General features: G+C 59.8%; 17 protein-coding genes and 2 pseudogenes. 8 read left to right on the plus strand and 11 right to left on the minus strand.

Annotated features, from left to right (window positions below; translation table 11 throughout):
• Positions 1–498: 498 nt before the first annotated feature.
• Together ACKWRH_RS37185 and ACKWRH_RS37190 are read left to right on the plus strand one after the other, a co-directional pair.
• A pseudogene (locus tag ACKWRH_RS37185) lies at positions 499–1194 on the plus strand (alcohol dehydrogenase catalytic domain-containing protein); the annotation flags it as partial.
• A gap of 137 nt (positions 1195–1331) precedes the next feature.
• Positions 1332–1607: a zinc-binding dehydrogenase gene (locus ACKWRH_RS37190; protein WP_445222545.1), complete on the plus strand. Its 276-nt coding sequence runs from the start codon at positions 1332–1334 to the stop codon at positions 1605–1607.
• A gap of 221 nt (positions 1608–1828) precedes the next feature.
• On the opposite strand, the gene ACKWRH_RS37195 is transcribed toward ACKWRH_RS37190, so the two are convergent.
• The 5 genes from ACKWRH_RS37195 to ACKWRH_RS37215 form a co-directional block, all read right to left on the minus strand.
• A complete protein-coding gene (locus tag ACKWRH_RS37195; RefSeq protein WP_445217591.1) occupies positions 1829–2068 on the minus strand; it encodes a hypothetical protein in 240 nt (79 codons plus the stop codon).
• Positions 2065–3714: an IS66 family transposase gene (gene tnpC, locus ACKWRH_RS37200; protein WP_445217592.1), complete on the minus strand. Its 1650-nt coding sequence runs from the start codon at positions 3712–3714 to the stop codon at positions 2065–2067. Before tnpC ends, ACKWRH_RS37195 begins: the two co-directional genes overlap by 4 nt.
• A 69-nt stretch (positions 3715–3783) precedes the next feature.
• Positions 3784–4131, minus strand: a complete 348-nt coding sequence (gene tnpB, locus ACKWRH_RS37205) for an IS66 family insertion sequence element accessory protein TnpB (protein ID WP_445216771.1) — start codon at positions 4129–4131, stop codon at positions 3784–3786.
• Positions 4128–4523 carry an IS66-like element accessory protein TnpA gene (gene tnpA, locus ACKWRH_RS37210; RefSeq protein ID WP_445216772.1) on the minus strand — a complete coding sequence of 132 codons (396 nt, stop codon included), beginning with the start codon at positions 4521–4523 and terminating at the stop codon, positions 4128–4130. Before tnpA ends, tnpB begins: the two co-directional genes overlap by 4 nt.
• 943 nt (positions 4524–5466) lie before the next feature.
• Positions 5467–5607 carry a ribbon-helix-helix protein, CopG family gene (locus tag ACKWRH_RS37215; RefSeq protein WP_445217593.1) on the minus strand — a complete coding sequence of 47 codons (141 nt, stop codon included), beginning with the start codon at positions 5605–5607 and terminating at the stop codon, positions 5467–5469.
• A gap of 334 nt (positions 5608–5941) precedes the next feature.
• Here ACKWRH_RS37215 and ACKWRH_RS37220 point away from each other — a divergent pair, with 334 nt between their 5' ends.
• Both ACKWRH_RS37220 and ACKWRH_RS37225 read left to right on the plus strand, forming a co-directional pair.
• Entirely contained in the window at positions 5942–6466 is a 525-nt protein-coding gene (locus ACKWRH_RS37220; protein ID WP_445217594.1) for a hypothetical protein, read from the plus strand.
• A complete protein-coding gene (locus tag ACKWRH_RS37225) occupies positions 6453–7403 on the plus strand; it encodes a DUF2971 domain-containing protein (RefSeq protein ID WP_445217595.1) in 951 nt (316 codons plus the stop codon). Before ACKWRH_RS37220 ends, ACKWRH_RS37225 begins: the two co-directional genes overlap by 14 nt.
• Before the next feature lie 29 nt (positions 7404–7432).
• On the opposite strand, the gene ACKWRH_RS37230 is transcribed toward ACKWRH_RS37225, so the two are convergent.
• The 5 genes and pseudogenes from ACKWRH_RS37230 to ACKWRH_RS37250 form a co-directional block, all read right to left on the minus strand.
• On the minus strand, positions 7433–7777 hold the full coding sequence (locus ACKWRH_RS37230; protein ID WP_445222546.1) for a transposase: 345 nt from the start codon (positions 7775–7777) through the stop codon (positions 7433–7435).
• A gap of 331 nt (positions 7778–8108) precedes the next feature.
• A pseudogene (locus tag ACKWRH_RS37235) lies at positions 8109–8510 on the minus strand (IS110 family transposase); the annotation flags it as partial.
• A gap of 140 nt (positions 8511–8650) precedes the next feature.
• Positions 8651–9154 carry a hypothetical protein gene (locus ACKWRH_RS37240; RefSeq protein ID WP_445217596.1) on the minus strand — a complete coding sequence of 168 codons (504 nt, stop codon included), beginning with the start codon at positions 9152–9154 and terminating at the stop codon, positions 8651–8653.
• A 114-nt stretch (positions 9155–9268) separates the two neighbouring features.
• The gene (locus tag ACKWRH_RS37245) at positions 9269–10393 is read right to left on the minus strand and encodes a DUF3800 domain-containing protein (protein ID WP_445217597.1); all 1125 of its coding nucleotides are present in this window, start codon (positions 10391–10393) and stop codon (positions 9269–9271) included.
• Between the two features lie 93 nt (positions 10394–10486).
• Positions 10487–11272 (minus strand): hypothetical protein, encoded by a 786-nt coding sequence (locus ACKWRH_RS37250; protein WP_445217598.1) that lies wholly within the window; start codon positions 11270–11272, stop codon positions 10487–10489.
• A 669-nt stretch (positions 11273–11941) separates the two neighbouring features.
• Between ACKWRH_RS37250 and ACKWRH_RS37255 the strand changes: the two genes are divergently transcribed.
• The 4 genes from ACKWRH_RS37255 (at position 11942) to ACKWRH_RS37270 (ending at position 17687) form a co-directional block, all read left to right on the plus strand.
• Positions 11942–13162, plus strand: a complete 1221-nt coding sequence (locus ACKWRH_RS37255) for an AAA family ATPase (RefSeq protein ID WP_445217599.1) — start codon at positions 11942–11944, stop codon at positions 13160–13162.
• Positions 13152–15677, plus strand: coding sequence for a S8 family peptidase (locus ACKWRH_RS37260; protein ID WP_445217600.1), 2526 nt, complete (start codon positions 13152–13154; stop codon positions 15675–15677). Before ACKWRH_RS37255 ends, ACKWRH_RS37260 begins: the two co-directional genes overlap by 11 nt.
• 314 nt (positions 15678–15991) lie before the next feature.
• Positions 15992–17362: a tyrosine-type recombinase/integrase gene (locus ACKWRH_RS37265; protein WP_445217601.1), complete on the plus strand. Its 1371-nt coding sequence runs from the start codon at positions 15992–15994 to the stop codon at positions 17360–17362.
• Positions 17363–17501: 139 nt separating this feature from the next.
• On the plus strand, positions 17502–17687 hold the full coding sequence (locus ACKWRH_RS37270) for a hypothetical protein (protein ID WP_445217602.1): 186 nt from the start codon (positions 17502–17504) through the stop codon (positions 17685–17687).
• Positions 17688–18133: 446 nt separating this feature from the next.
• Here the strand turns inward: ACKWRH_RS37270 and ACKWRH_RS37275 are convergent, their stop codons facing one another.
• Positions 18134–18721 carry a hypothetical protein gene (locus tag ACKWRH_RS37275; protein WP_445217603.1) on the minus strand — a complete coding sequence of 196 codons (588 nt, stop codon included), beginning with the start codon at positions 18719–18721 and terminating at the stop codon, positions 18134–18136.
• Between the last annotated feature and the right edge of the window lie 1097 nt (positions 18722–19818).

The raw sequence follows: 19818 nt of genomic DNA on the forward strand, positions 1-19818 counted from the left end.
TTGCTTTGGCCGTCTCTTTTGTGAAGCGGTCTCTTCTAGTCCAGACATACGTGGCGCCAACCCGAATGCCGGAGCCGCCGCATGAGTCCCGATCGCGTTCGGAACCCCGAACGCCTAAGGCGTCCCTGCCGGGACGTGAGCCGAGCCATTCGGCTGATGCTGTTGCATTGCTGACTCAGCAAAGTGCGTCGTCCACATTGAAGGTTCGTCCCGCGAAGCTCCAGCATGCGGCGGCTGATGCCGATCGCAAAGACAACCATGCACCCGGCAGTGTCTCCTCAGCGATTATATGCTTGACGCCCCGGCAGCGATTAGACAACAGCATCAGAAGCGGACTGGCTTGACTGGTGCGACAGCCGTCGGACCGCCTGACTTGAGCCAGATCAAGGCAGAACTTCAGGTCAGCAATATTCTTTGTCACGTAATGATGAGACCGCAGAATAGCTGCGGACCGGTGCTATGCTTGCGCTGGATTACGAGATTGCAGGGAGATCACCCATGATCAAGCCGCGCGATCGAGTTGTTCAAGTCAGCCGTTTCGGTGATCCCGAGAGGCTGGAGGTGATCGACGCTCCCCTGCCGGCTGCTGGTCGGGGAGAGGTGCGGGTCCGTGTACTTGCGTCAAGCCTCAATTACACCGAGGTATTGATCCGACGCCATCTATACCCGCAAACGATGCGCCTCCGCCCGCCGTTCGTAATGGGCTACGACGTCGTCGGGGAAATCGATCAGCTCGGTGAAGGCGTGCACGGTCTTCAGATTGGCGACCGCGTGGCCGACATGACGGTGGTCGGGTCAAACGCCGACTATCGCACGCTTCGGGCGAACGACGTGGTCCGCGTGCCGACCGGCGTAGACGCGGCGGAAGCGGCTACTCTGATCTTGAGCTGGGTGACGGCGGACCAGCTTCTACAACGCGCGGTCCGGGTGCAGCGAGGCCAGCGCCTGCTGGTGCACGGTGCCGCTGGCACCGTCGGCCAGGCGCTGATCATGCTTGGACGGCTGGCCGGTCTCGAGCTGTGGGGTACCGTGCGCGGCGAGCACATAGCGCTCGTCCGAGAGCTGGGGGCAACGCCGATCGACTGCGAACATGAGGACTTCACGCGCGTCGTGCCGGGCGGATTCGACGTCGTCGTCGATGGAGTTGGCGAAGACGGCTATCGCCGCTCATACGCAGCGCTCAAGCCGGGCGGCCTGCTCTGCGTCATCGGCTTCTCTGCGAGCGTGCAGGCACAGCGTCGCATGTTCCACATCCTGATGGAGATCTGCGCCTGTACCTCTGGAGACTGTTGCCCAGCGGCAAGCGCGCTCGCTTTTACTCGGTCAATGCGATGCGAGCGCGACACCCTACCTGGTTCAAGGACGACCTGGGACGGCTGTTCAGGCTCTTGGCGACTGGTGCCATCCGGCCGCGCGTCGCCGAGCGGATCGCCTTCGACGAGGTCGCCGAAGCTCACCGCCGGCTCGAGGCGGGCAGTCTCGAGGGCAAGCTCGTGCTGTGCCCGGATCTTTCACGCGACACGATCGGCGCGCCGCCAGACATGGCGCGCGGCTTGGAGGACCAATCTGGACAAAGTGGCTCGTCAGCTAAGCGAACGACCACGTGAGACCTTGCAATGCGAAACCCCAGTAGAGAGATTTAACGCCTGTGTTGCGTCGACCGGTTGAGCCGGCCGCATCAAATAGGGCGCGACAAGCGCCCACTCGTCATCGGAAACGTCAGAAGGATAAGGCGCGCGGGGAATCGACATCCCGCAAACCTCAACGTCTATGGTTAATCAGTCCTAATAGCCTGTAGATCTGTATCCATTTGGCGTAGGCCGCAGGGTTACCGCCGGAGCAGTCCAGGGTTCTCTTTGTAGAACCTGATCAGCTCGATGAGGTTTTCGATTCCGAAGTCGGTGAACGCCTGGACGCCGTCTTCTCCGACGCCATAGACCCAGATGACGCCGTCCTCGATCTCCATTTCGTTGGCGATGTCCCACAACCAGTCTTCGTCTTCGCCGAGGTCTTTCGCGACCTGGGTGATGGTGGTGACGTGATGGACCTTGTTGACATGGCTGGTCATGCCGCTCGAGCGGAGATCGCTGATGCTGGCGTCCATTTCCAGGGCAGAAGTTCGTCCAGCCGATGAGCCGGATGGGCGGCGATCCGGGCGAGGATATCCGTAAGCCACGCCTGCGGGTCGATGCCGTTCATTTTCGCCGTGACGATGAGGCTGTACATAGCTGTGGCGCGCCGCCCTCCGCGATCAGATCCGCAGAACAGCCAGGACTTCCGTCCAAGAGCGATGCCTCGCAAGCCCCGTTCGGCGGCATTGTTGGAGAGACACACGCGTCCATCTTCCAGGAACAGCGTGAAGCTCGCCCATCGCTTCAGGATGTAGTTGAACGCCTTGGCCAGGTCGTGACCGCGAGACAGTTTGGCGAGCTTTTCGCGCATGTAGACCTGAAGGTCCTCGACCAGAGGCCGGCTCAGCGTCTGTCGCACCTCCAGACGCCCTTCGGGGCTCCTGCCATTGATGGAGCGTTCGATCTCGAACAGCGCATCGATCCGCCGCACGACCTCGATCGCGATCGGAGAGAGCGGGATTTCCTTCTTTCCGGCGCCCTTGCGCCGCGCATTCTCTTCGATGTCGGCCATGGCAAAGAATGGGCGCCTTCCATGCGACCAGCAGGCAGCTTCCCGGATCGGTCCGGGTTGGCGCCCCGCCAGATAGAGCTGGTTGTACCCGTCATAGGCGTCGGCCTGCAGGATGCCGGCATACTGGGCCAGATGCATCTGGGGATGCTCGCCCTTGCGGTCGTGCGAGTGGTAGAACATCGCTGCCGGTGGGCCCGCGCCCCCAAACGGCCGGTCGTCCCGAACGTAGATCCAGCACCGTCCCGTGTCGGTCTTGCCCTTGGCCAGCACCGGCACGGTCGTATCATCGGCATGAAGGCGCTCGGCCGCCATGACATGGGCTTCCACCAGGCGCAGCAGGGGATCCAGCGACGCACAGACCGCCCCAACGGCATCCGCCATGGTCGACAGTGCGATCGGCACGCCTTCGAGAGCATAGCGCTCGGCCTGGCGGTTTAGCGGCTGATGCTGGCCGAACTTCTCGAACATGATCATGGCCAGGAGGCTCGGGCCAGCCCATCCCCGAGCGATGGCATGGTACGGCGCCGGCGCCTGGCTGATCTTCTCGCAGTCGCGGCAGGAGAACTTCTCCCGGACCGTCTCGATCACCTTCCACTGGCGCGGCACTACTTCCAGCGTGCGCGTCACGTCCTCGCCGAGCTTGCGAAGGCGATTGCTGCCGCAGCATTCACAAGCCGTAGGTCCTTCGATCACCACCCGCTCCCGGGGAAGGTGCTCAGGGAAGGTCTGGCGCTCAGCGCGCTTGCGCGTAAATCCGCGCACCGTCGTCGTCTTCGCCAAGGCTCGTTCCGCCGCAAGCTCGTCCTCGGTGGCGTCGGCTTCCAGCTCTTCGAACGTCAGCGCCAACTGCTCGATCAGCCGCGCCGAACGTTCCGACCGTTGCCCGTAGATCTGATGCTTCAGCTTGGCGATCTGCAACTGCTGCTGGGCGATCAGCGCTTCGTCTTCCGACGCTTTCGCGCGGGCGACCGCGAGCTCGGCAGCGATCTCCAAACCCTTCGCACGCTCGACCGCCAGCGCCTCCTTCAGGGCGGCAACATCATCCGGAACAGCGTCGCGGTCGGCATCCATGCGACGCAGTGAATCACAGATTGGACGCGATGGGACTCCCCAAAATGGCAGCAACCGTAGTTTCTTCGCTCAGCCCGCACTCTGCGGTCGCCAACTCAGTTGCGGATTCCGCCAGTCGATGCCCTCGAGCATATAGGCCATCTGCGCCGCTGAGATCGATACCGCGCTGGCCGACGCCGACGGCCAGATGAACTTGCCACGATCCAGACGCTTGGCGTAGAGCGACATGCCCAGCCCATCGTGCCAAAGAATCTTGACGAGGTCACCGCGACGGCCCCGGAAGATGTAGAGATCGCCGGCATAAGGATCGCGCTTTAAGCTCTCCTGAACCGTAAGAGCCAGGCTTTGCATGCCGCGACGCATGTCGGTGTGGCCAGTGGCGATCCAAACCCTGATGCCGCTCGGAATCGGGATCATCGTCGTCGCAGGAGCTCAAGAACCCGCTGCAGCGCCTCGCTGTCGACGTCCCGGTCAACGCGCACACGACAGCCACCGCCAAGCTCGATCTCGATGATTCCAGCCCTTGCACGATGCGCAGGCGGTGAAGACACCGGTTGTGGCGCGTCGCTCGAGACCGGAACCGCCACCGGTGTGATCTCGACGGGAACGAGAGCTGGCCCGGAATCTCCGCCCAGTCGGCCCTGGCGCGCCTGTCGACGCCAAGTGAACAGCAGGCCGTGAGCCACCCCGTGCCGTCGCGCGACGCCGCAGACCGTCTCGCCAGCCTGCAAGGTCTCTTCGACAAGGCGAACCTTCTCGTCGTAACTCCATCGCCGCCGACGCTCGGCGCCCAACACATTGACCTGCATTCGCCACGTGACCTTAAAGCTAGATTTAAGGTCAAATCCTCGGGCCGCCTCTCAAATTACACAAGGCGGCCGCCGCCGGAGGGATACGTAGATCTGGGTGCTTAGCAGGGTGATCCGAGTGGCAGAAGCCACCATACCGTCGAGCGATCTCACGCCGCTTGCGAGAACGCCAGCTACGCACGGCGTAGCCTGCTCCAAAGCCAGCTAGAACGTTTACAACAACAACAACTAAGAAAATAACAACATACATGTCCATCGAGATATCTTCGCCTACGGTGCATATGCGGGATTGCAAACGCTTGAAACGCTTGCTTGTACAATCTGACATCGCGTACGATTCAAGCTCCTTCGATCCAATTTTGACGAATTTGTTCGACGCCGAGGTGGATATCTGACGGGCCGACGATTTAGGTATCCGTACATTCCGACGGCTGCACCTAGACCACACCTCTCGGGGCACATTGGTAGAGAAGCTGTCCAAAGCGGTTGACGATCTGAACACATGAATAACCGCACGCCTGCGCATGCACCACTTCGGGGGAGGCAACAGCAGCGCCCGCCAACGTGATGCAGAGCAGTAACGAACTTCGTAGTATTGAAAATACTCCTACGAGTTAGGCCGCCCGAATTCGGGCTCAAGACATGCCACCACATGACCCATCTTGCATCGAGGAAGTTCTCAAGTTCCCACTCTCAATTTGCGAACAGAGCCAAATGTAAACACAATGAAGCCGAGCAACCAGAGCCCAAATAAACCGATTGCAGCGCCATAGTGGGCCACAGGAACGACTTTTTGCACGAGCGTTAGAGGCAGAGGATCTGCGACAAAGCTGAAAATGACCTGCGCGACGCCTTGTGCAACGAATATACAAGACGATATGAAGAAAAATCTTTCAGAAGCAATTGCATACTTCATGACGCATTATAGCGCGTGTCATGAAGTTTAATATGTGTCGAAGTATCGCCGCAACGTTTCCCGAACAAGCTCGGAGCAAGTGCGATGCTCTAGCCTTCGGACATGCACAAGCTGCCCTGCCATTTCACGAGGCAAGGATATTGAGAGCGTTGCTGTTGTTCGTGCCATAGCCGAGCAACTCTTCTCTACGAGATGAAGCCCGCGCCGGGGTGCGAAGCTGCCGAGATTGCAAACATGACTCTGTTAGCTACAACGGGCGCGTCCTGCGGTCCTACACAGTGTTACGTTGTATTATCCGAGCGGGCCGCTGGGGGGCATTCGAACCCTATGCTCGCGAGCCATCTCCTTTTCAACGCTGCGGACTCCATGGGAGCGTTCTGCAAGGGCACGGCGGAAAGACAAGCGTATAACCTTCCACTGAGTGGTGACCGACGAAGCAATGTCGCTTGCAAATCGGGATCGGGAGATTCACATTCGCGCCCCGGCAACGATGGGGGTTTCCATGGCATTTACCCGGCGATCTCTGCTTTACGGGACAGCTTCTGTGGCACTTGCGGCGGTTCCGCTACCGGCCTTGCCCGCTGCACCGCTGAGCGTGCCGAAGGCCGAAACGTCTTTGTTGCTCGAATCCTTATTGGCTGCTTCGGCGATTGAATCCTGGTCCCGCAATCGCTCCGCCACATGGTGGAAGGTTGATCAGTTGTACGAAGATATCGTGCAGCTCCAATTAGCCGAGAACGGCTACGACTATGCGATGCCGCGACCGGGCGATCCGCCGAATTTCCCGCGCTTCAGCCGCTTCATGCAGCTTTGGGAAGGGCTGCCGCTTGGGAAGCAAGTGCCGTCGTTCTCAAGGCCGTCGCGGGGTGCTTCGAAACCGCGCGCGAGGCCAATCAGGCCGCTGCCTATCTTCTCGTCGCGTTCAACCGCGACGCCCCCGGCGACTGGTATGAAGACAAATTGGAATGGGCACTGCGCACCCTGCGCCACGTGGAGAGCTGAGGTCATTCAGAATGAATATCTTTGAGCGCTTACGTGCCTATTGGCAGGTCAGGTCGGTCTATGGCGCTGGCGTCCTGCCTCGCCCGCGCCCGACATCGCTTTTCCGATGCAGGAATGTTGAAAACTTGGAGCATTTGAAGGCCATCCTTATCGGTCACGGCGTCTACGCTGCACCGGTTGGAGAGGGCGGAACCTTCAACGATCCCTGCGAATGCTTTTACGATATCGATCTTTCTTGGGATGAAGCTGGCGCACGGGACCTGATCCGGCATCTCAAAAACCAAGCACTGACGAAAATCAATCCCACGGTGCGAACCACGATATTGTCCGGCCAGGAAATCAAGCCCCACGAGATCAATTCTGCTGAACAGGCGCTCATTGACCAGGATGAGGAGACTCTCGTCCGGATCATGCGCGACGGGCACCGCGCAATGACTCCAAACATCATCCGTTCTTTGGAGGACACTCAAAAAACGTTGGACCAGATTACGGTTGGAATCTGTTGCTTAACCGAGCATGGCACTTCGCCCTACATGTCATGGTATTACGGCGGCTATCATGCAGGCCTTTGCTTGGAATTCTCGACGGCCTATCCGCCGTTCAATAACACCGCCCCCGTCATGTACTCATCCAAGCCGCCAAAGCTGAAGATTTTGGGTAACCCGTTCAAGGCCCAGATCGCCCGGATGCAAACCAAGGCCACGGTTTGGAAGCATGAAAGGGAATGGCGTCTCTTCTCTCACCCTTCTACCGGGCTCTCTTTACCGTTCCCGCCCGAGGCTCTTCGGTCTGTCTCGTTTGGCCCCTACATGAAGAGGTCCGACGAAGGCGCCAAGAAGATGCAAGCGATCTTGGACATCTTGAGAGAGAGGCAGAAAACGAGCGGCCAGCCGCTTGCCGTGTTTCAGTTTGAAGTTGACCGGTCGCAATACGAATTCACAAAACGACCGATAGAGCTTTAAATTTGCGGCGGATCGCGTTTGAAACGGCTCTATCCGCACGCTCCGGCGCGGCGATCATGGATCGCCGCGCCGCGATTTTCATGCGGCATCCACATACGGTGTAGGACGATGGCCAACTTGCGGGCGACAGCAATGCGCGCTCTGTTGAAGCCGCGCCTTTTGGCAACTTTCATTCCCCACGCCCTGAGTGTTGACCATTTCCTGCTGGAGGACAGCAAGATGGTGGCGGCCTGAACCAGGTGCACGCGCGTCATGGAGTTGCCGAGCCTGGAAATACCCTCTTGATAGTCTGTTTCTCCCGACTGGTACTGCTTTGGTGTGTGGCCGAAATGGGCACCGATATCTTCGTCGTTGGAGAAGCGGAGCGGGGTTATCGACGGCTGTTACAAAGGACAGTGCGATGACCGGTCCTACTCCCGGCGCCGTCATCAGCCGCCGGTAGATCGGGTTGTCTCTGGAAACTGTTTCCACACGCCGGGTCAGAATGGCTAGGTGCTTGCAGAGGTCCTCGTAGAGGTCGAGGGACGGCATGATCCCATCGCTCAACGTGAGGCCCAGTTCGTCGGCCTTGACGAGAGCCGCCATCACTCGCTCGCTGGAGGTCTTGCTGTTGACGTTGCCGCGGGGCACGAGGAGCCCGAACGGCTTGAGGCTGCCGGTGATGTTGTTCTCGAGCCCGACCCTTTGCTGCACCAACTGTTGCCGTAAGGTGAGCAGCGTCCGATCCTCCTGGCTACTGCGAGCGCGGACGGTGACAGGCCGGATAAACTCTCCTCCCATACGCACGAGCTGCGCGAGACCGCGGGCATCGTTCTTGTCCGTCTTGTTGCGGTACGTCTTGAGAAACCGGTGCGCTTGAAAGGCTTCAAGACATATCAACGGCAGCCCCAGCTTCGTCAGTTCGATGTGCAGCCAAGCACTCATCGCTCCTGCTTCAATGCCGATCCTGACGATGGAGGAGATCTGAATATCCTTGGCAACAAGCCAGCCGTGAATGTCGCTTGGCCGCGTCAGGGACTTCCCTTCGACAACCATTTTGCCCTTAGCATCTACAACGCAGATTGCTGTTTGCCGCTGCGATACATCCAATCCAATGTAGCATTCCATAGGCGCTTCTCCTGTTGGGCTGCGGAAAAGCACAGGCTACTTCATTCACCGCAGCACCGGTCCGCGGCTACACTATGGGTAGCAAGCGCAAGGTGGCTCCGAGCGCGGAACGCCGAGGCTCCGCCCGAGGGGCCCCTTCTTCAGGGGATGCGGGTCAAAGGAACGATTTCTTTCAGGCTCCTGGCCTGGGGCATGATCTGGGCGATACATACGGCTTGAAAGGCAAGCGTATAAAGTGTCGACGTATGATAGTCGAAAAGCTCGATCGCCCGTTCTTTGGTGCAGTGTTGGACGGCAGCCACCACCTCACGGATCTTGCCCCTCGGCAGCCATAGGGGCGCGAACCACTCCAACTTCTCCCACAGCAGCGCCTCGTCATCCCGCACTTTTCGTCTAACGTTCAATGACGCATCCCCTTCGGAAGAGATTCTGGGGAAGCACGCTTTCTGACCACCGACCTCCAACACGATGCCCGGCGTCGGATTGAAAGCGCCAACATCACGCGCGGTCGCGACGGGATCGGCCAGCCCCTTGTCGCGGGCCCATCCCGCGATGAGTTCAGGCGTCAAGCCCTCAAGCGACGGCTCGTTTTGCGCTCGCCACCAGATGCCTTTGAAGATGTTCTCAAGATCGAGGGGAGACATTGGGCCAAACGAAACGGGTGGGGCACGGGTCTGGTCGGTGCCTTTTGGGACAGATTCGCTTGCCCGAACAATGTAACATTCTTCGGACATCGGGAGTCCGCCTTTATGGTGGCTTCACCGTTCGCTATGAGCGCCATCTTTGAAGCCCAAGAACAGATCCAGCTTGTCGAGATCGTGGATGCTGGAGACATGATGCAGGAAGGCGATGTTGGCATCGTGCGAAGCGGCAAGGAGATCGCGAAGCAGCTCCGAATTCTGAAGGGCAGTGCCGGTCAGATTCGCTCGATCCGCGGCCACCACGTCCTGCGGTGTTTCGGCGAAATAGCTGTGCATTTTGCCTAACACCCCAACGACGATGTCGGCGAGCTGGATGCCGGGCTCGGCCTTGGAGTCCGCAAAGCGAAAATGCGTGACCGGCTGCCCTCCGCTGGTCAACGGCGTCTTCAGAAAGTGGTCCTGAATTGACTCCTCCATATCGAGGACATGTGTCGAGTGTTTGAATATGGCAATGCGGCCCATGTAGAAAGTGCTGAAGTCGTCAATCAGCATATTTGGCGGATAGCCTTCAATGAAGTCGAGGCTTTCGAGCCTCCGGCCGGCCTTGAGCACGTTCTTCAGCACGATTGCATTCTGAGGAGGTAGCACAGAGCCATAGTGATCCAGCAAGGCGATCAGCTCATCCAGGAACGGCCTCCGGCTTTCGGGTGCCAGGCCAGGATAGCTGTAGCGATAGAAAAGGCCAATCGTGGCCGGAAGATTGCTTCTCAGGATCGCAGCCAGATCGCTTTTCAGCAGCGCATGGTAGTGGATGAGTGTCGGATCGCGGAGTTCGGGCAGAATTGAATCGACGATATCGACAATCGACCAATAGAGCGGGTCCAGTTCATGATAATGAATCATCAGCCCGTTGTCGGTGATCCAGCGCAAGAACGTGGTCAGCTTGGCCGAGCACAATAGCTCAAGAAACTCGCCTTTCGCGACGTGCTCGAGTTTGATTTCACTGGCCGTCTTTTGAATGCGCATGGCTGCGCGCAGAGGCTGAATGTCCATGGGCCTCGGCGCGCCATCATGCACCACGCCGCCGAGGATGAAGACTTTCAACTCGGCGACGTTCAAGCCCTGAGCGGCGACATGCAGCTTGCGGATATTGTTGGTCTCATCATGATAGAACGTATAGCTCCGGTCGGTGAGGCCATACATCCGTATTTGAGAGTCTCTGAACTCATCGATATCAACCAAGAAGCATTTCTCCCGGATTCAGTTGGCTCCGATCATATAAGATGGATCTCGCCCAGGCGAGGTCGTAGCCGGGCGGAAGATCTTCGGAACCGGTTACGACTTCGAGTAGGTCCGGTCGTCGAGCGCAATGTCGATCAGATGGTGGGCGGCGATGAAAAGCAGATAGTCTGAGGTCGCGCTGCCCCGTGCCGGGATTCCAGCGAAACCTGCGAAGTAATTTCCTGGCGCCCCTCCGACATAAAAAATCGGCCCGCCGCTCAGGCCGTCAGCATCGAAGGGCTTATCTCGCTGCATCTTGATCCGGTGCAAGTGCGGCGAACTTGTCCCTCCGTCATAAACGCCCGGCACCTCCAGGGATCGGGCCTGAAGGCGGGACGTCTCGTAGTCAATGAGCTGACGCTCGGTCGGATAGCCAAAGATCATAAAGGGAAGCCGGACGCTGCCCGTAGGCCAAATGCGTTCCTCCTGGAGCGGAAAGAATTCGCTGGTCAGGTTCGGTGCGGGATAGTTTTCAAGGAGAAATTCAAACACCACAAAATCGCCGCTATCGTCGTCCTCGTCGCCGCGCGCGATGGCCGGCCACCGCATGGTCGAGGCCGACATGATCCGATTTTCATGCGAAAGGCGAATGGCGATTTGATCCGGCCTGCAATCGCCGATCTGGTGGCGGCAGCAGAAGAGGAAGTTGCGGCCCGCAATCTTCACTGCCGCGCCGCTGCCGCGGAAGCTGAAGGGGAATTGCTCGTCTCCTGTCAGCACGAAAATATGCTTGCAGAACTTATGGAGCGCGTTCTCCAGGGTCATCGAGTCGTGCCAGAGCGCACCGATCTGGACACTCAGCGCGCCGGTCAAGCCGAGGAGATTTTTCACCACGGCCATGTCGGTCGCGCCTGATGTGCGCGCGTTCGCGCAGTGATCCGTTCCGTCGAATCTAGGGCATGTCGCGAAAACGGCAAGAGATCTGCGCAACCGGCGCGCAGCTCTGTTCGGGTCAGGCACATCAGTCCGGCCATCAACAAGTACCCGCATTCCTCCACCGTTCCCATCACACCAACCCCGTCCTTCTTTCGGCCATGTCGCACCGTTCATCGGCTGTATGGCTGCAAGTGCGTTGCACTCCTCCTCTTCGTTCCGGTCGCAAGCGATGCACCCGCCTCCTTCGTCGCACCGGCCTCCGTCAGAAGGCCGCGATTGGCGCGGTCGAAGCGATGGAGGAGACCATGCAAGTACTTTCGATTACCGAACTGATGCGCCTAACCCGGTCCGAGCTGTGCGGCCTTCTGGCGGAAGCCGAACACATCCTGCGCAGCCCGACCTCCCAGGAGACGGAACAGACCCAGGCGCGAGCCAACATCGCCGCGATGACGCGGGGGTCAGGCGTCGGCCAATATCGACGAAATCGCGATCTTTGCCTCGGGGCACAGCAGGGTTCCACCCGCACGCGGCCGCGGATCAAATGCTTTTACTATTGCATAAATGACCAGCTATCGTGCATAATGCCACCAAATGATGAATATAACACCCTTGGAAGCGATTCGTTAGGCACCCATGGAGCACTTCTCTGTCATACAAACCCTATGCCGTATCGGCCTCGAAGGGACCGATCCGCGGTTTCGCAAGCAGGTTGAACGCCTTCGCGACCGGCTAAGGACCGGCGGCGACGAAAAAGCCGCGACGGCTTTGGAGCGGCTGCTTGCAGGCGTGTCGAGCGAACATAGCCTGACCCCGAGCGCCGTGGAGGTATCGCGCCTGTTGGTCACGGGCGACGAACTCACGGCCAATGTTCATCCGCCGGCCGATCGCGAAACCAGCGTGCCGCTGGCCGAAATCATCCTCGATCCGGGCACGGGACGCGCCGCGCCAATCTACAGCGAGACGCTGACGCTGGCGTTGGATGCGATGCTCGGCGAATGGAAGCAGGTCACGGCCCTGCGGGAGATGGGCGTCGAGCCGTCGCGGTCCTGCCTGATCTATGGTCCGCCCGGCACGGGCAAGACGCTAACGGCTTTCTGGCTGGCGGCACAGCTTCGTCTTCCGGTTATCAACGCCCGGATCGATGGCCTCGTCAGTTCGTTCCTCGGCACGACGGCGCGCAACATCGCGAACCTGTTCACGTTCGCCAATCGCTATCGCTGCATGCTGGTGCTCGACGAATTCGACGCGTTGGCTAAGATGCGCGACGACCCGCACGAAGTGGGAGAAATCAAGCGCGTGGTCAACACGCTGCTTCAGAACCTGGACGCGCGGGCCGGAACCGGGCTGACGGTCGCGATCACCAACCATGATGCGTTGCTCGACCCCGCCGTGTGGCGGCGTTTCGAAAATCATATCCGGATCGATCTGCCGGACGAGCGCACGCGTTTCGTCATGCTGAACACGTTCCTCCGTCCTTTGGACATTGACGAGGACGTGGTGCGAACGCTTGTCTTCATCGTCGGCGAGCGGTCGGGGTCGTTCCTCAAGAATTTTGCCGATGCCTTGAAACGCATTCTGGCGCTGGGCCGCTCAGACGTGTCGGCGACGACTGTTCTGGCAGCCGCGAAGGCCTTGGTGCCAAGGCTCTCGATCGATGAGAACCGATCCTCGCCCGCGTCGATGTTCGTGAGCGACGAAGCAAATTTCGTCGGGGCGCTTCTCCATTCCGGCCTGCCGATCCGGCAGGCGAGCGTCGCAAAGATGCTCGGCGTCAGCCAAAGCACGATTTCGCGTTACGCGCAGGATTACGCTGCGCGTGAAGCGCCGCGGGAGGGCGTAGCCAATGCCCAATAACCCCGTCCAGATTGTGCTGAACGACGATGCGTTTCTGCGGGCGCCCGACCCGAAGCGCGGCGGCAATGACAAGGACTTTTTCGAAGGCCGCGATGCGGCTTTCGTCAAGCATCGCGACGGCCTCCTTGCCGCTCTGCAAAGGATCGAGAACGATGTTGCCCGGTGGCCTTACGGGCCGTTGTGCTATCTGCGGGTCCGGATGCGCATCGAAGCGATCGCGAAGTCGTACCGGCCCAATCGCGCGATCTTCCTGGCCGATCAGTTTCCCTGCGTCGGGGCCGGCGCGCCGGGCGAACTGTATTTCCGGGCGCCTCTGATTCATTTTGCGCGGCTGCGACGCCACATTGCCTTGGCGGAAGACCAGGGCGAGACGCGTATCTCAAGGGAAACCGGGCGCCCTTACCATTACGTCACACGCAATCGTTGTGAGGTCGGAGCCATTGAAACCATTGAGCTCGCGCCGTCCAACCTGAAGCGCTCCTTCGCTGCGGATGCCGCCGTGGCGGCGCTTTCAGATCCGCGCGCGGCAAGCGGCTATATCGTCGAACTGTTCGAGACGCAGCCCTTGATCGACGGCGGCGACCACGACGCCTTGGGATTCCAGCGCTCGCTGGCGACCCTGCAAACGATCTTCCGCGAGGGCGGTCGCGGCCTGCTGGCAACGTTGTTGCCGAGCCCCGGCGGTACGCCCGCGATCGAAATGCTCCTGACTGACGCGTCCGAACCGGCACGGATCGAAGACCGGCGGATTGTTCGCGGCGAAGAGGAACGCGTGATCACGCCGGCCCACCTTGATCGCGACGTGAACCGTCACGAACATATCCTTCAGCGGCTGGCCGACCATCCGCTGGTCCGCCGCATCAGGTTTCCGATCCTTATCCAGCCGACCGACGCGCAGGCCGCCGCAGGGCCGTCGCCCTTCCCTACCATTCGGCGCGTCGCCGATGGCCGCTATCCGCGCGTCGGTGTGATCGACACCGGGATCGACGGTCCTCTTAGAACATGGGTGCTGGACCGTCACGATTTCCTCGACGAAGCTGACTGCGATCCCGACCATGGCACGCTCGTTGCCGGCGTGCTGATCGGCGCCCAGGCGGCGAATTCGCCGCAACTGGCCGTCGAATCCGATGGCTGCGACATCGTCGATGTGCCCCTGATGCCGCGCGCGCCGTTCGGCGTCGTCTATGGCCAGCGCGGCTTTGAAGCATTTCTGGAAGAGCTGGAGGCGGCGCTTACTGAGGCGCGGGACAGCCATGGCGTCCGCATTTTCAATATGTCGTTGAACGTCGTGGCGCCGGTCGATGCCGATACCTACAGCCTCTACGCGGCGCGGCTCGACGACATTCAGGATCGACTCGGCATTCTGATCGTCAACTCCGCCGGCAATCTGTCGAGCGTTGAATGGCGCGGTCACTGGCCTGCGAAGTTAAACCAGGTGCTCGCGGCTTTGGCGGCCAGAACCAACCCGGACACGATCTTCATGCCGTGCGAGAGCGTGCGAACCATCGCGGTGGGCGCCCTCAACCCGCCGGGCTCCAACCAGATTGTGGAGGCGCCGACCACCTACACCCGCCGCGGACCCGGCCTGCGCGTCGGCGTGAAACCGGATGTCGCGCATTTCGGCGGGACAGGTGACGCATCGCAACCGGGCACGACGCATCTGATTTCGTGCGACCCGCAAGGCAATCAGGCACAAACCTGCGGCACCAGCTTCGCGGCGCCGCTTGCCGCGAAGACGCTCGCAGCACTTGATGTTGCAACCGGCGAGCGGCTGGCGCCCCGCACGTTGCGGGCCTTTCTCATCCATAACGCGACGGTTCCCGCGCCGCTCGCCTCGCCCCGCCTGCGGGATGTCGCGCGGCAATTCGTCGGGTTTGGCCGGCCTTCATCGGCGACAACCATGCTGGAAACGGAAGACCATGCCATCACCATGGTCTTCGAAAGCCGGCTGACGGCCGGCGAGCGGAAGCCAGCAATCCTCCGCTTTGACTTCCAATGGCCTGCGGCGCTGGTGGATGCCGCCACGCGCGCCTGCCGGGGCCTCGTCAAAATGACTCTCGTCTACGATGCACCGATCAACCAGGCCTTCGGGTCCGAATTCGTGCGGGTGAATCTCAGCGCCAATCTTCGGCAGCGCCAGCCAGTCGATCGAAAGGACGGCAAGCCGAGCTATAACGACCAGATTTCTCAAGCTTTCCTGCCGCGCACCGGCAAGCTGACCATCCCCGAACGCAGCCTCATCGATCATGGCCTGAAATGGTGGCCGACGAAGCGCTACGCGGCGGATTTCAGCGGCGGGGTCGGCAACTCGGCGGAATGGCGGCTTGAAGTGGAAAGCGTGGTGCGGGCGGAAGCGACCTTCCCGGCCGAAGGCATCCCGTTTTCGTTGATCCTGACTATCGAAGACGAGGAACGCAGCGCCCCGATCTTCCAGACCTTCCGCCAGACACTGCTCGCGGGCCGCGTCGATATGCAGGATATACGCACGGCGGTACGCCTGCGGACGCGCACATAAAAGTAGTCGCGTTTTAAAGAGGCCCAAGGCCCGGAAAAAGGGGCCAAGCCCCAAAAGGCGCTGCCCGCAAGGGGCGCGCCTTGCCTCACCGGCCAGGGGCACCAACTAGGCTGTTCGGGCCCGTTCTCAAACGTCCGCAACCGTCCGCCCAGCGCTCAGAAGCCCTTGTAAAATAGGCCTTTCCGCGTAAATCGGTGTTCGTCACCGTTTGTTCTCATCCGATCCCGGCCGCCCGATTTGTCGGTATTTTTGTCGGTATCTAGAGAACAGACGTTCACGGCGAGTTTCGCTCCGAACGAAGGGATTTTGAGCAGATGCCCGACGAGAATGATGGCGTGTGCGCCACTCCCAAGCAGATCAAGACAGATGTTGACTGCCGCGCTGCGCGACCGAAATTCGACAACGGCACGTGGAGCCCCGCCAAGATCTCCGACGTGACCGGCGGCGGCCTCTATCTCTTCGTCACGCCGGACCGGAGCAGGCCCGGCAATGCTGCCTCCAAGCTCTGGCGGATGGACTACCGCTTCCACACCCGTCGGAAAACCTACTCCATTGGCCCTTACGGCAACGGCAAGGATGGCACGTTCTCGCTCGCCGACGCGCGGCGAGAGCGTAACAAGGCCAAAGACCTGCTCAAGGAAGGCAAAGACCCGAGCACCGAGAAGCAGCTCGACAAGCATAGGCAGACGGCCGCCCGCTCTTTCGGGCAATGGGCCGACGAGTGGCTCGCAAAGAAGAAAATCGAGAAAGTCAAACGGGGCAGGATTGTCGCGGTGCGCGACCCGAAGACCGTCGGGGTGCTCGAGCTGCGTGTCGGCTACGTCAAGGCTCGCTTCGGCAAGTTGAGTAGGCTGGACATCAAGCGTCCGGACGTCCTCGCTTTCATGCGTTCATACGAGACCGAGGGAAAGCTGGAAACGCGCGACCGCGTGCGCAGCATCGGTGAGCAAATCTGCGACTATGCCGATGTCGAAGGCGATGGCTACAATCCATTCCGCAACCTGAAGGGGCAGATGATCGCCAACATTTCGACGCCGCGTCCCGGCGTCACCGAGCCACGTGAGGTGACGCGCGTCTTCAAGCTCATCAGCGCACCGTGGACGAGAGCGAGGTTTGGTGACGTTGTTGGCCTTGCCTTGCGCTTCGATGCGCTGACCATTCCCCGCCCCGGCATGGTCAATGAAATGGAGTGGAGCGAGGTCGATTGGGATGCCGAACGCTGGACTGTTCCAGCCGCCAAGATGAAGACCGGTTGGGACCATGTCGTGCCTTTGTCACGGCAGGCACCCGCAATCCTGCGCAGCGTTCAAAAGCTGACTGGCCATCGCCGGTACGCGTTTTCCTGCTCGAAGGACGCGCCGCCATCAAACAACACGCTCAACAAGCGCTTGCGGCTGCTCGGCATAGACACCAAGACTGATCATTGTGCCCACGGATTCCGGACCACCTTCTCGACCCTGTCTCACCACGAAGAGATCAAGGACGCCAAGGCATGGGATGGCGATGTCGTAGAGCTCCAGCTCGCACATCTCGATAATTCGACTGTGGAAGGTCTCTACAAGAAGCACGGACCGCTCGCGCTGATCGGCTCGCGCACGAAGCTGATGCAGCATTGGGCTGATCGGATCGACCACTGGCTCGATCCCAAGAAGGTGATGCCGATCAAGGGAGGCGCGCAGTGTTGAGTCTATCATCAGGCGTGCTTAATGTTGCCCAATTCAATCCGTGGCAAGCTCATGTGATAGTCGTCGACGCTTGTGCATCTCGTGCTGGAAGCGGATCGATTTTTGGCGGACCTAGACAATCTCGCTCCTGATCTCGACGATGACCGGCGAGTTGGAGGTCAACGAGGGAGCGGCCGTTTCCCGCGCGCAAGATTTGCTTGGCCAGTTGCTCACGGACACTGAAGAGGAGATGTCGCGCCCCGATCCTTCGAAAGTGGCGAGATGGGCGTTGCGGGGCGCTTTCCTTGCCGGAGATCGCGGCAATGCGATCATGCCTTGTGCCTGAAGTGGCAATTCGGACGGCGGGCGAAGGCAATCTCGTGGCAGGACGGGCCGACGCGCTCGCGATTAGAGGCGGGCAGGTCGAGGTGGCGATTGATTGGAAGTCCGATATCAATCCGACTTCAGCCGTTCGAAGCGCGTATGCGGGACAACTCCGTGATTGTTTAGCGGTGTCAAGAGCGGAGCGAGGCATGCTGGTATTTGCAACCCGCGGAGAGATCGCATGGGTTGAAAATCCTGCGCGAGTACCCGTTTCCCGGCCCGCGCGAAGCTCGGCCCCCAAGAATTCAGGTCGTTGTGGTTTTTATCAGCCGCGGCGCGGCTGGTGGGAACATCTTGCGCCGAAGGTGATGCATCGGCGGCGGAGCGAGGTCGAGGCGCTGCTTCGCCAGTCGTGCCAGTCGGACTATGGCGCGCATTGGCGCAGTCGCAGCTCAACGAGCCGACGCGTCAGTTTGGATGAGCAACGCCCGGCACCGCTTGCTTGAAATTGAGCTTCAGAGAGCTGCCGTCCGGATTGACTGTTTCCATTGAGAAGTTGACCTCTGGCATTGCTGGCGCGGTGAAATTCTTTTCGACCCTTTCGAACGGGCCCAGGTAACCAATAAACGAAACAACTCCGGCAGGTAAAACCGTGATTGGACCATACCGTCCGGACTTCTCTACGAGATACATGTGGGAGGAAGTTAGCGGGGATGGCACTGGCTTTGCCCCGCCAAAGGGCTTTGGCAAAAAGCCCAGCCCCTCTACCGCGGCAGTTGAGATTATCGCAGGCGCATTTCCATTGTTGCTTGCGACAAACAGGATGCCGAGCACCGTTACCGGATCCGCATATAGGCGTTTGGTATCATCTCCAGCATTATAGGGGGCGTTGTGTGCAAATGGATTAACGCCAATGAGATTGAGGTAGCGCTCCCAAGTCATATGTTGAGTTACGAAGCCAGCCGCGACAATTCGGACATCCGGTGCCTTAGTCGAAAATGCTTCTTTCAAAATTGGAGCGACAACGCCGAGAATCGAAAGCAGCGCGACAATCATCGCTAGCATTGTACTAGAGAGTTCTACCCTTCTTTCCCAAAAGCGAAGACGTCTCTCGTTCACTTCCGCCTCGCGCAGAGCGTCGCAATTATCTTCCGTTTATCGTCGTTCAGAAGTCGCAGCTTGGCAATGCGAGAAACACATTCCGCGACAACCCTGCAGCACCGCGCCATACCGCTCGCGTCTGTAATGGGGAAACGCGGGGGTTGCAATGTTCCGGCATGTTCTACCCATCGGTCTAGCCCCGCGACGGTCCAGCCGAGCAGAGCCGCGATGACTGAAAATGCTGCGTAAAGTGGAACTACTCCCATTGCCTCCAACGCATCCAAGCATATCACGGGACAGATTCTTGCCGCAGACGGCGGCGTCTCGGCGGTGGGTTCTTGACGGATGCTGGTCAGCCCCCGGGGCGGGCGACGGATCGCGAACGCTGTCCCGCGTCGCCGCAAGCTACAGCTTTTCGGTCAACAGCATTAAAAGGACAGGGCTGATCGTTTCGCAAGCGCCACGTTGGATCAACGTGCAACGCTCCCGTTTGCTTGTCCAACGCGTCCACGGTGACGGGAAAGCCGGCCGCCGAGGAGACCAAGGCACTGCCTTAGTGATCGAGCAGCCCACTACCACTTGCGCACAGACGTAGATCGATCCCTGCTGTCCGAAGGCAGGTGTCAAGCCGGCTGGTGCGATGCAAGGTATACTTTGCGCTTAGCAGTATCACTGTATGCTTCATTTCTGCTCGACACAGCCTGGCGCTACAATCTTTGTCGCAGCGCGCACCAGTTGTGATCTGCTTCATAGTCTTCCGGCGGATTGTGACCGAGGATTTGGTTTTCGGACTGAAGCCCCAGCCTGCAAAATGTCTCACATGGGAGGTTGGAATGCGCCGAGCGGTCAGTTACGCGAGCTGCAGTTTACTCGCCCTTGTTGTCGCCTTCGCCTCATTCGGCACAGCTCGGCCGGACAATCTATTCGGCGGACGAAATTCTATTTTTAACAATCCTGGCCAAATCACTGGCGGGCGCAACTCAGTCATAAATAATCCCGGTCAAATCACCGGCGGCCCCAACTCCGTCATAAACAACCCGGGTCAAATCACT

This window comes from Bradyrhizobium sp. Pa8, from assembly GCF_052588265.1.